8 protein-coding genes and 1 pseudogene are annotated in these 11,354 nt (G+C 76.6%); 4 read left to right on the forward strand and 5 right to left on the reverse strand.

The genetic code is table 11. The annotated features are described in order from the left end of the window. Nucleotides 1-830, reverse strand: a pseudogene (locus ACFW1I_RS36500) (SWF or SNF family helicase); the annotation flags it as partial. Beyond that, nucleotides 827-3,706 carry a DEAD/DEAH box helicase gene (locus ACFW1I_RS36505; protein WP_384678106.1) on the reverse strand — a complete coding sequence of 960 codons (2,880 nt, stop codon included), beginning with the start codon at nucleotides 3,704-3,706 and terminating at the stop codon, nucleotides 827-829. The pseudogene ACFW1I_RS36500 and the gene ACFW1I_RS36505, both read right to left, overlap by 4 nt. A gap of 356 nt (nucleotides 3,707-4,062) precedes the next feature. On the opposite strand from ACFW1I_RS36505, the gene ACFW1I_RS36510 reads away from it, so the two are divergent. Continuing rightward, nucleotides 4,063-5,154, forward strand: coding sequence for an acyl-CoA desaturase (locus ACFW1I_RS36510; RefSeq protein ID WP_384678108.1), 1,092 nt, complete (start codon nucleotides 4,063-4,065; stop codon nucleotides 5,152-5,154). 47 nt (nucleotides 5,155-5,201) lie between these two features. Then, the gene (locus ACFW1I_RS36515) at nucleotides 5,202-5,747 is read left to right on the forward strand and encodes an MOSC domain-containing protein (RefSeq protein ID WP_384678110.1); all 546 of its coding nucleotides are present in this window, start codon (nucleotides 5,202-5,204) and stop codon (nucleotides 5,745-5,747) included. 19 nt (nucleotides 5,748-5,766) lie between these two features. On the opposite strand, the gene ACFW1I_RS36520 is transcribed toward ACFW1I_RS36515, so the two are convergent. The 3 genes from ACFW1I_RS36520 to ACFW1I_RS36530 all read right to left on the reverse strand — a co-directional run bounded on the left by ACFW1I_RS36520 (nucleotide 5,767) and on the right by ACFW1I_RS36530 (nucleotide 7,764). Then, the gene (locus tag ACFW1I_RS36520; RefSeq protein ID WP_384678112.1) at nucleotides 5,767-6,573 is read right to left on the reverse strand and encodes a hypothetical protein; all 807 of its coding nucleotides are present in this window, start codon (nucleotides 6,571-6,573) and stop codon (nucleotides 5,767-5,769) included. Nucleotides 6,574-6,663: 90 nt separating this feature from the next. Then, the gene (locus ACFW1I_RS36525; protein ID WP_384678114.1) at nucleotides 6,664-6,957 is read right to left on the reverse strand and encodes a hypothetical protein; all 294 of its coding nucleotides are present in this window, start codon (nucleotides 6,955-6,957) and stop codon (nucleotides 6,664-6,666) included. A 198-nt stretch (nucleotides 6,958-7,155) separates the two neighbouring features. After that, nucleotides 7,156-7,764 carry a class I SAM-dependent methyltransferase gene (locus tag ACFW1I_RS36530; protein WP_384678116.1) on the reverse strand — a complete coding sequence of 203 codons (609 nt, stop codon included), beginning with the start codon at nucleotides 7,762-7,764 and terminating at the stop codon, nucleotides 7,156-7,158. A gap of 151 nt (nucleotides 7,765-7,915) precedes the next feature. Here ACFW1I_RS36530 and ACFW1I_RS36535 point away from each other — a divergent pair, with 151 nt between their 5' ends. Beyond that, on the forward strand, nucleotides 7,916-8,752 hold the full coding sequence (locus ACFW1I_RS36535) for an MHYT domain-containing protein (protein ID WP_384678117.1): 837 nt from the start codon (nucleotides 7,916-7,918) through the stop codon (nucleotides 8,750-8,752). Between the two features lie 130 nt (nucleotides 8,753-8,882). Then, nucleotides 8,883-11,354: nitrate- and nitrite sensing domain-containing protein (locus ACFW1I_RS36540; protein WP_384678119.1), on the forward strand; the 2,472-nt coding region annotated here is incomplete at its 3' end.

The following is an 11,354-nucleotide window of genomic DNA, read 5'->3' on the forward strand; positions in this document are numbered from 1 at the left end:
GGGCCCCGGGCCCCCGTGCGGGCCCCCCGCACCCCCCCGCCGGCGGGCTCCACACCCGGCTCCGGGTCCGTCTCCGTGTCCAGCGACGGCGGCTCCCCGGGCGCCGCCTCCGGCACCGGCACGGCCGGCAGCGGCGGCAGGATGTCCCGCAGCGCGTACGCCTCCGCCGCCGACACCCCGGCCCGCCCGTCCCCCGCCCCGGCGTCCGGCGGCGCGTCCGGCGAGGGGGTCCCGCCGCCCGCGCGGGCGGCGCTGCGGTCCTGGAGCGCGTCCACGACCGCCCGCTGCCCCCGCCCCCGCATCAGGAGCAGCGCGAACGGGTCCTCGTCCAGGATCCGCGCCATCTGATGGCAGAGCGCCACCGTGTGCGGGCAGTGGTCCCACGCCTCGCAGCCGCACTCCGGCTCCAGGTCGCCGATGCCGGGCAGCAGTTCGACGCCGACCGCCGCCGCGTCCTCCACCAGGTGCGGCGGCATCTCGTGGTCGAGCAGCGCGGCGATGTGGCCCGCGCTGTCGACCGCGAGGTCGAGCAGCCGGTCCCACTCCTCGTCCGTCAGCGTGCGCACCAGCACGTCGCTGCGGTACCCGGTGCCGTCACGGTCCTGCACGACGGCGGTGATCCGCCCCGGCCGCACCGACACCGCGCCGACGGCCCCCGCGCGCGCGTGCGCCCGGCCCGCCTTCACCTGCCGGCCGTCGAGCGCCGTGTCCTCCAGCGCCTTCAGCCACGCCCGGCCCCACCAGGTGCGGGTGAACGCCCCGCCGCGCACCGGCGGCGGCGCCGCGATGGTCAGCTCCTCGGCCCCGTGGCCCGTCCCGTACTCGCTCATCGTCCGTCCCCGTCCCCGCGCAGCCGGACCAGCTCCGCCAGTTCCGCGTCGGTCAGTTCGGTCAGTTCCGCCGGCGTGTCGCCCGACGTGCCCAGCACCGCGTCGGCCAGCTCGCGCTTGCGTTCGAGCATGGCGGCGATCCGGTCCTCGACGGTCCCCTCGGCGACGATCCGGTGCACCTGCACCGGCCGCGTCTGCCCGATCCGGTACGCCCGGTCGGTGGCCTGGGCCTCCACGGCCGGGTTCCACCAGCGGTCGTAGTGCACCACGTGCTCGGCCCGGGTCAGGTTCAGCCCCGTCCCCGCCGCCTTCAGCGACAGCAGGAAGACCGGCACCTCGCCGTCCTGGAACCGGGCGACCATCGCCTCCCGCTCGGCGACCGGGGTGCCGCCGTGCAGGAACTGCGTCCGCACCCCGCGCTCCGCCAGATGCGCCTCCAGGAGCCTGGCCATCCCCACGTACTGGGTGAAGACCAGGGTGCTCGCCCCCTCCGCGAGGATCGTGTCGAGCAGTTCGTCGAGCAGCTCCAGCTTCCCCGAACGGCCCGCGATCCGGGGCCGGTCCTCCTTCAGGTACTGCGCCGGGTGGTTGCAGATCTGCTTCAGCGAGGTCAGCAGCTTCACCACCAGACCGCGCCGCGCCATGCCCTCGGCCGCCGCGATCGCGAGCAGGTTCTCGCGCACCACCGCCTCGTACAGACCGGCCTGTTCCGGCGTCAGGGAGACGGCCCGGTCGGTCTCGGTCTTGGGCGGCAGCTCCGGCGCGATCCCCGGATCGGACTTGCGGCGGCGCAGCAGGAAGGGACGGACCAGCGCGCCGAGCCGCTCCGCCGCGGCCGGGTCCGTACCGCCCTCGACGGCCGCGGCGTACCGGCGGCGGAAGGCACCGAGTCCGCCGAGCAGTCCCGGGGTCGTCCAGTCGAGGATGGCCCACAGCTCCGAGAGGTTGTTCTCCACCGGGGTGCCGGACAGCGCCACGCGCGCGCGTGCGCCGATCGTCCGCAGCCGACGGGCCGTCGCCGAGTACGGGTTCTTCACGTGCTGGGCCTCGTCCGCCACGAGCAGCCCCCACGGCCGGGCGGCCAGCCGCTCGGCGTCGAGCCGCATGGTGCCGTACGTGGTGAGGACGACGTCCCCGTCCGCGAGCCCGTCGAGATCGCGCGTGGTGCCGTGGAAGCGGCGCACGCGCGTGCCGGGTCCGAACCGCTCGAACTCCCGCTGCCAGTTGCCCATCAGCGAGGTCGGACAGACGACGAGCGTCGGGCCCGCGGTGGCCGGCTCGCCCTGCCGGTGCAGATGGAGCGCGATGACGGTGATGGTCTTGCCCAGGCCCATGTCGTCGGCGAGGCAGCCGCCGAGACCGAGCGAGGTCATCCGGTGCAGCCAGTTCAGCCCGCGCAGCTGGTAGTCGCGGAGGGTGGCGGCGAGGGCGGCGGGCTGTGGGACCTCGCGGACGCCGCCCTCGGGGTCCGCGAGCCGCTCGCGCAGCCGCTCCAGCGCGCCGGTCGCGACGACCTCGACCTGGCGGCCGTCGACCTCCGTGCTGCCGGTGAGGACGGCGGCGAGCGCGTCGACCGGCGACACCTTGCGGTCCTGCCGCTCCCGGGCGCGCAGCACCTCCGCCGGATCGACCAGGACCCACCGGTCGCGCAGCCGGACGAGCGGCCGCCCGGCCTCGGCGAGCCGGTCCAGCTCGGCCCGCGTCAGCTCCCGGTCGCCCAGCGAGAAGCGCCAGTTGAAGGCGAGCAGCGCGTCCGCGGAGAGGAACGACGGCAGACCGCCGCCGGCTCCCTCGGCGTACGGGGACGCGTCGGCCGGCCCGGTGTCGGACCCCGCCCCCGCCGTCGGCTCCACCGGTCCGACCACCGCCTGCGTGGTCAGCCGGTCCGTCAGCTCGCGCGGCCAGTGGACGTGCACGCCGGTCGCGGCGAGCGCGCGGGACGCCGGACCCAGCAGCTCCACGACCTCCTCGTCGGCCAGCTCCATCGCGTCCGGCACGGCCGCCGCGAGCAGCGGGGCGAGCGCCGGCCAGGCGCGGGCGGCCCGCCGCAGCGCGAGCAGGGCGTCCATCCGGGCGCGCGGCCCCAGCGACGCCGCCGCCGGTCCGGTGCCCGACCAGGCGTCCGCCGCGTCCACGACCAGCGCCGGATCGGCGGCCGAGTGCAGCTGGAGCACGGCGCGGAACGCCGGGGCCTCCGACGGATCCCGTCCGGAGCCGGCGCCGGATCCGGACAGCTCCAGCCGGAGCGACAGCCGTACGCCCGCGTCGTGCCCGGCCGCCAGATCGTCCGCCCACGGCCGGTGTGCGACGGCGGACTGCGGGGCCTCCGCGGCGAACGCCGGGCCGCCGACGGCGAGTTCCGCGGCCGGGGTACGGGGGAGGGTGTCGGCGACGGCGTCCAGGAAGGCGCGCAGCAGCGCCTCGGGCTCCGGCAGCAGCCAGTCCTCCGGCTCGTCCGGTTCCTCCGCGGGGCCCAGCGGGACGGCGTGCGCGGTCGGCGGCATCGACGCGGCGAGCGTCCGCAGCCGGTCCAGCTCCCCGGGCCCCAACGGCCCCGCCCGCCAGGCGTCGTGACCCGCCGCCGTCACGCCGGGCAGCAGCAGTCCGCGCGCCGTGAGGTCCAGGGCGAGCAGGGTCGCGCCGCCCCAGAAGGCGGCGGCCGGGTCGGCGCCCCCGGCGAGCCGGGCGCGGGCGAGCAGCGGCAGGGCGTCCCGTACCGACAGGAGGAGCGCGGGGACGGGCACCGGCTGGAGGTCGGCGCCGTCCACCACGGTGATCTCGCCCGCCACCGCCCCCGGCGGGGCGGTGAGGGGGTCGCCGTCGGGCGACCAGAGGGCGATCCGGCCCGCCCGGGGCGGATCGGCGGGGAGGAACACGGCGGCCGGGACGGCCGGGCCGGAAGGCGGCGCGGAGGGTTCGGGAGCGGGGCCAGAGGACCGGAACGACGACGTCAACACATTCCCCACATATGGCTGCCGGTGGGACCGAGCGGCCGACCCTACCTCACGCCCGCCGCCGACCACGCACATCCGTGCGTGACGCCCGACACATGTGCACCGCCCCCGGGTCGGGGGTGGGGAACGCCCCACCCCCGGGCCCCGGCCCACCCCCGCCCGGGGCCGGGTGGTGACGCCATGGTTCCGGACCGTCACCGATCCCTACGGTGGGACCACCGCCGCCGCCTCGGTGCGGACGGCACCCGCCCCCGCCTCACAGAAGCCGGAGCCCTTCCATGTCCCAGGCCATCGCCACCGCCCCCGCCCCGGCGCCCGCCGCCCGGCCGCGGCGCGGCGGCAGCGAGTTCTCCCCGCTCCTGCGCACGGTGAGGGACCAGGGGCTGCTCGACCACCGACCCGGCTGGTACGCCCGGGACATCGCCCTCACCCTCCTCGGCGTCGCCGCCGTGGCCGGCGGCCTCCTCCTGGCCGGTCCGACCTGGTGGTCCCTCCTGCTCGCCGTGCCCCTCGCGGTGCTCTCGGCCCGCGCCGCCTTCATCGCGCACGACGCCGGACACGCCCAGATCACCGCGGACCGCCGGGCCGGGCGCGCCGTCCAGCTCGTCCACGCCAACCTCCTCCTCGGCATGAGCCGCGAGTGGTGGAACGACAAGCACAACCGGCACCACGCCCACCCCAACCACCTCGACAAGGACCCGGACGTCGCCGCCGACGTCCTCGTCTTCGCCGAGCACCAGACCGCCGGCCGCACCGGCCTGCGCGGCTTCCTCACCCGCCACCAGGCCCTGCTCTTCTTCCCGCTGACCACCCTGGAGGGCCTCGCGCTCAAGCTGTACGGCGTCCAGGCGCTGCTCGCCAAGGACGGCCCGTACCGCACCCGGCGCGAGCGCCTCACCGAAGGCGCCCTGCTGCTGCTCCACTTCGCCGGGTACGCGGCGCTGCTCCTCGCCGCCCTCACGCCCCTGCAGGCGCTGGTCTTCGCGCTCGTCCACCAGATGCTGCTCGGCGTCCACCTCGGCATGGCCTTCGCCCCCAACCACAAGGGCATGGACCGGCCCGACCAGCACGAGGACGGCGAGACCTGGGGCCATCTGCGCCGGCAGGTGCTCACCTCCCGCAACATCCGGGGCGGCGCCCTCACCGACTGGTTCCTCGGCGGCCTCAACTACCAGGTCGAGCACCACCTCTTCCCGTCCATGCCCCGCCCCCACCTGCGGCTCGCCCAGCCCGCCGTCCGCGCGCACTGCCGGGCCCTGGGCATCCCGTACACCGAGACCGGCTTCGTCGACTCCTACCGGCAGGCGCTCGGCCACCTCCACGAGGTGGGCGCCCCCCTCCGCGAGGAGCACGCGGGACGCCCGGAGTAGGGTCGAACGCGTCAGCGATCACCGTAGAGAACCAGGGGGTCTCCCGCATGGGCGAGGGCACCGTCACCGCGGTCAGCAGCAACGGCACCTACTCCTTCACCAAGCCCAACCGCGCCTCCGTCACGCTCCTCGCCGGGCTCGGCGTGGAGGGCGACGTCCACGCCGGCGTCACCGTCAAGCACCGCTCCCGGGTGGCCCAGGACCCGACCCAGCCGAACCTCCGGCAGGTCCACCTCATCCAGGCCGAGCTGTTCGACGAGGTCGCCGAGGCCGGCTTCGCGGTGAACCCCGGCGACCTCGGCGAGAACGTCACCACCCGCGGCATCGACCTGCTCGCCCTGCCCACCGGCGCCCGCCTCCGCCTCGGTGCCGAGGCGGTCGTCGAGATCACCGGTCTGCGCAACCCCTGCGCCCAGATCGACGGCTTCAGCCACGGGCTGCTCAAGCAGGTCGTGGGCCGGGACGCCGACGGCGAGGTCGTCCGCAAGGCCGGGATCATGGGGATCGTGCTGACCGGCGGCGAGGTGCGCCCCGGCGACCCGATCGCCGTCGAGCTGCCGGCCGGGCCGCACCGCCCGCTGGAACGCGTCTGAGCCCGGCCGGCGCCCCGGATCAGGAGGGGCGCACGGCCAGCGCGTCGAGCCCTTCGAGGAGGGCGGGCAGCCGGGGGCCCCGGGCCACCGGCAGCACCTCGCGCGGGTAGTCGTCGAGGAGGACGAAGGCCATGTCGTCGGTGCGGGCCACGAGCGACCAGCCGGGGCCGTCGGCGCGGAGCATCCGGGCGCCCTCCCCGGCGAAGCCGGACCGCACCCGGCCGACCGGCGGCGGCTCCTCGAGATAGCCGCGCAGCTCGTCCAGGGCACGGCGCACCTGGGCGTACGGGCCGGTCGGCTCGTCCTCCGCGGCCTCGGCCGGCCGTTCGGAAGCGGCACCGGGCTCGATCTGCCCGCGCCATTCCTGCCAGTGCCGGGCCACCTCGTCGGCGCCGAGCCGCCGCTGTGCGGCGCCCCAGGTGTCCCCGGTGGGCGGCACCAGCGGGGCGGGGTCGCCCTCCTCCGGCTCCGGGTCGTGCGGCTCGGGGAGACCGGGGGCGCGGGTGGCGACGGCGAGCGGCCAGCCGGGCAGTCCGGCGACGACGGACTCCTCGTCGGGCGAGAGGTCGTAGGCCATCCCGCAGTCCCAGGAGGCGATGGCCACCGCGACCAGCGACACGTCGTCGATGACGACCGTCCAGCGGGCGCCGAGCCCGTCCTGGCCGAAGACGAGCCCGTATCCCGCCTCGTACGGTTCGAGGCCGAGGGCGGCGCAGGCCGCCGGGTAGTCGTCGCCGAGCACGCTCGGGAACTGCGCGGGCGTCAGCAGGCACGCGGTCAGCACGTACAGCGAGTCCTCGCCCGCCGCCGGTTCCGTCGCCGCCACGGCACCCTCCCCATCTCGCTGCCCATCGGATCGTCGGCGCACCTTAACCAGTGAGTAACCCGCGCGTCGAGGGTCCCCGGGGTGTGAGCCTCAGCGCCCCTTGATCCCGAGCAGCGAGCGGGCGACGGTCTCGGGCGTCTGGTTGCGCTCCCGGGCGAGCGTGAGCAGGGCGCGGCAGGCCAGCTCGTTCACACCGAAGGCGAGCTGGCCGGGGGAGACCCAGGTGACGGCCTCGTCGATCCGGTCCTGGTCGTCCTCGGCGCAGGCGGCCACGTAGACCGCCGCGGCCTCGAAGAGGTTGTGGCCCTGGCGTCCGGAGCGGGCCGGGGGAGGGGCGGCCTCGCTCCCGGACGCGCGTCGGGCGGAGGGGAGGAGCTTGCGCATGCGTTCCGCTATCCGTGCCACGGCCGGCCGCCTTTCCCCGGGCACGACTGCCCGGCACGTCCACGGTAGACAGTGAAGTGCCGGGACAGAAGGGGGCGTTGGAGGCGGGGCCCGGCCGGCGCGCGTGGTCGCCCGGCCCGTCGGCGTCGGGCGCGGCTGTCCTCCGCATGGCCCCGCGGGCCACCCGCGCCCCGGCTCTCAGCCCTCCCGGACGGCCAGGGCGAGGTAGCGGGCGTCCTCGTCCACGTACGAGACGAGCCGCCAGCCGGCCTCGGCGAGGACCGGACGCAGCCGGGGCTCGGCCCGCAGGTCGTCCGGGGTGATCTGCCGGCCGTGCCGGGCGGCGAGGGCGGCCCGGCCGATGGGGTGGAAGAGCGCGAGACGGCCGCCGGGCCGTACCACCCGGGCGAGTTCGCGCAGGTCGGCGACCGGATCGGCCAGGTGGGAGACGAGGCCGGCGCCGAAGACCGCGTCGAGTCCGCCGTCCCGCAGCGGCAGCCGGCCGATGTCGGCCAGGAGCAGCGCCCCGGCGCCCCCGGGGCCGCGCCGCCCGGCCCGCACCGCCTCGTCCAGCATCTCCGGGGTGAGGTCGGCGCCGATGACGGTGCCCGACGGGCCGACGGCGGTGCGCAGCGGGGGCAGCGCCCGGCCGGTGCCGCAGCCCGCGTCGAGCACGGCGTCGCCGGGGCGCAGCCCGAGGTCGGCGACGGCGGCGGCGTAGGCGGGGCCGTCGTCGGGGAAACGGCTGTCCCAGTCGGCCGCGCGGGTGGCGAAGAACGCTCGGACATCTGTGGGGTCATCGCTCATGCGTCCATGATCGCCCACCCCTGGGCGTGAACGTTCTCCGTACACGTTCGAGCGTCGTCCGATCGATCTGGTACTTCGCTCCGTCATATTCCAACAGCTTTCGAAATGCGCCCCTTGTGCGCCCCTCCGTGCGCACTAGCGTCCCCGAGTCATGGGACACCTGGACCACGCCACCTTCGGCTGGCTGACACCCGTGCTGTCGTACGCGATGGCCTGCATCGGCGCCGCCCTCGGGCTGCGCTGCACCGTGCGCGCGCTCGACGCGACCGGCCGGTCGCGGCGGAACTGGCTGCTCACCGCCGCCTCCGCGATCGGCACCGGCATCTGGACGATGCACTTCGTGGCGATGCTCGGCTTCGGCGTCGCCGGCACCGACATCCACTACGACGTGCCGCTCACCATCCTCAGCCTCCTCATCGCGATGGGCGTCGTGGGAGTCGGCGTGTTCGCCGTCGGTTACGGACGCGACCGCGTGCGATCGCTTCTGATCGGCGGCCTGACGACCGGGGTCGGCGTCGCGAGCATGCACTACATGGGCATGGCCGCCCTCCGCCTCCACGGCACCGTCCACTACGACCCGCTGCTCGTCGCCCTCTCGGTCGCCATCGCGGTCGTCGCCGCCACCGCGGCCCTCTGGGCGGCCCTCAACATCCACGCCCCGATCGCGGTCGCGCTCGCCTCGCTCGTCATGGGAGCGGCCGTCAGCAGCATGCACTACACGGGCATGCTCGCGGTCCGCGTCGACGTCGTCCCCTCCTCGGCGGACCTCCCCGGCGCCACCGTCATGCAGTTCATCTTCCCGCTCGCCGTCGGCCTCGGCTCGTACCTCTTCATCACCTCCGCCTTCGTCGCCCTCTCCCCGACGGCCAGGGAACGGGCCGCGTACGCCTCCGCCGAACGCCTCACCGAACCGGACGAGCGCGCGGTCGACGTGGCCCCGCCCGGCTTCCGCGCCGGCCGTGACCCCCTCCGTACGCCCGCCCCCTGACCACCCGTCCGCCCTCCTCCTGACCGCCCGTCCTCCGCCCTCCTCCTGACCAGCCGACCGCCGCCTCCTCCCGTCCCTCTCACCCCCCCCGGATCCCCGACCCTCCCCACCCAGCCGGAACGAGGAGCCCATGCGAACTCCCCGCAAGAACCAGGACGCCGTGGCGCCCGCGCCGCCGGCGACCGCACGCGGGCGGCGCGCGCACGCCGGGCCGCCCGCCGACGAACAGGACCCGCGCCCCGCCGCCGGACCCGACACCCCGACCGACGCCGACGCACCGGCGGAGGACTCCGGGAGCGCCGCCGAAGCCGCCGCCGTACCCGCCGAGGCGTCCCGGCGACGCGGGCTGCGGCCCCGCACCGTGCGCGCCAAGATCGTCTCGCTCCTCATGGTCCCCGTCGTCTCGCTCCTCGCCCTCTGGGGCTTCGCCACCGTCACCACCGCCCAGGACATGGCCCGGATCCGCCAGCTCCAGCGCGTCGACGCCGACATCCGCGGCCCGGTGTCCGCCGCGGTCGCCGCCCTCCAGGAGGAGCGCCGCGCCGCCCTGCGGCAGATCGCCGCCCCGGGCGCCGGCCGCGCCGCCGAACTCGCGGACCGGATCCGCCGCACCGACGAGGCCGTCGCCCGGCTCCGGCTCGGCGACGGCCACACCGTCGGCGACTCCGGCGACCTGCCCCCCGACGTCGCCGACCGCGTCGGCGCCTTCGTCGGCGAGGCCCAGGGCCTCACCCGGATGCGCACCGCCGCCGCCGACGGCCGCGGCGACTGGGACCGGGTCTACGCGGAGTACACCACCGCGGTCTCGGCCGGCTTCGCCGTCGCCGGAGCTCTCACCGGCATCCAGGACACCGGCCAGGGCTCCCACGCGCGCGTGCTCCTCGAACTCGCCCGCGCCGACGAGATGCTGGCCCGCGAGGACGCCCTCCTCGGCTCCGCCCACCTCACCGGCCGGCTGACCGCCGCCCGCCAACGCGCCTTCACCGGCGCCGTCGAGACCCGCCGCACCCTCCTCGCCTCGGCCACCGCCGACCTGCCGACCGCCGGCCGCGACGCCTGGTCCCGGCTCGCCGCCGACGCCGACCACACCCGGCTCACCGCCGCCGAGGACCGGGTCTCCGCCGCCGCCGACGGGCGGCCCGCCGCCCAGGCCGCGCCCTCCGCCGACTGGGACGCCGCCCTCGCCGCCGTACGCACCGGGCTCGCGGCCGTCGAGGGCGACGCGCGCGCCGCCGCGGCCGACGACACCGACCCCTTCGCGGGCGGCATCCTCAGCCCGGCCGGCGCCGCCGTCGTCCTCGGCCTCGCCGCCGTCGCCGCCTCCCTCGTCATCTCGGTCCGGATCGGCCGCGGGCTCGTCGTCGAACTCGTCAGCCTGCGCAACACCGCGCTCGGCATCGCCCGCCGCAAGCTCCCCGCCGCCATGAGCCGGCTCCGCGCGGGCGAGGAGATCGACGTCCAGGCCGAGGCCCCGCCGGGACCCGCACCCCAGGACGAGATCGGCCAGGTCGGCGAGGCCCTCACCACCGTCCACCGGGCCGCGCTCTCCGCCGCCGTCGAACGCGCCGAACTCGCCAGCGGCATCTCCGGCGTCTTCGTCAACCTCGCCCGCCGCAGCCAGGTCCTCGTCCACCGCCAGCTCAACCTCCTGGACAGCATGGAGCGGCGCGCCGACGACCCCGGCGAACTCGGCGACCTCTTCCGGCTCGACCACCTCACCACCCGGATGCGCCGGCACGCCGAGAGCCTGATCATCCTCTCCGGCGCCGCCCCCGGCCGCGCCTGGCGCATGCCGGTGCCGCTCACCAACGTCGTCCGCGCCGCCGTCTCCGAGATCGAGGACTACGCGCGCGTGGAGGTGCGCCGGCTCCCCGAGACCGCCGTCGCGGGCGGCGCCGTCGCCGACCTCACCCACCTCCTCGCCGAACTCATCGAGAACGCCGCCCAGTTCTCCCCGCCCCACACCAAGGTCCGGGTCAGCGGCGAACCCGTCGGCAACGGCTACGCCCTGGAGATCGAGGACCGGGGCCTCGGCATGGGCAAGGAGAGCCTCGCCGAGGCCAACGCCCGCATCGACCGGTCCGAGGCCCTCGACCTCTTCGACAGCGACCGGCTCGGGCTCTTCGTCGTCAGCCGCCTCTCCTCCCGGCACGCCATCAAGGTCCATCTGCGGCCCTCGCCGTACGGCGGCACCACCGCCGTCGTCCTGCTGCCCACCGACCTCCTCCAGGGCGCCCTCCCGCCGGCGGGGGATCCCGCCGATGCGGGGCCCGCCACACAGGGCGAGGAGCGGGCCGCCCGCGAACGGGCCGAGGCCCACCGTGCGGAGGCCCGCCGCTTCGCCGCACCGCCGGACGCCCCCCGTCCCCCCGCCGACGCCCCGAAGGCCCTCACGGGCGCCCCCGCCGGCCCCGGCGCGCCCGAGGCCCCGCGCACCGCCCTCACCCCGCCGCCTCCGGCCCGGCCGCAGCCCCTGCCGCGCCCCGCGGCCGTCCCCGCGCCGGCCCCGGACGCGGGGTCCGCCCCCGTGCCCGCCCCGGTACCCGCGTCCGTACCCGCGGGCGTGACCACCCTGCGGCCGCGCGGCGGGCCGGCCGGACCC

It is taken from the genome of Streptomyces sp. NPDC058955, assembly GCF_042741435.1.
Lineage (GTDB): Bacteria > Actinomycetota > Actinomycetes > Streptomycetales > Streptomycetaceae > Streptomyces.

Coding starts and splice junctions, on each gene's coding strand:
- ACFW1I_RS36510 (WP_384678108.1), top strand. CDS start 4,063: ATGTCCCAGGCCATCGCCACCGCCCCCGCCCCGGCGCCCGCCGCCCGG.
- ACFW1I_RS36515 (WP_384678110.1), top strand. CDS start 5,202: ATGGGCGAGGGCACCGTCACCGCGGTCAGCAGCAACGGCACCTACTCC.
- ACFW1I_RS36525 (WP_384678114.1), bottom strand. CDS start 6,957: ATGCGCAAGCTCCTCCCCTCCGCCCGACGCGCGTCCGGGAGCGAGGCC.
- ACFW1I_RS36530 (WP_384678116.1), bottom strand. CDS start 7,764: ATGAGCGATGACCCCACAGATGTCCGAGCGTTCTTCGCCACCCGCGCG.
- ACFW1I_RS36535 (WP_384678117.1), top strand. CDS start 7,916: ATGGGACACCTGGACCACGCCACCTTCGGCTGGCTGACACCCGTGCTG.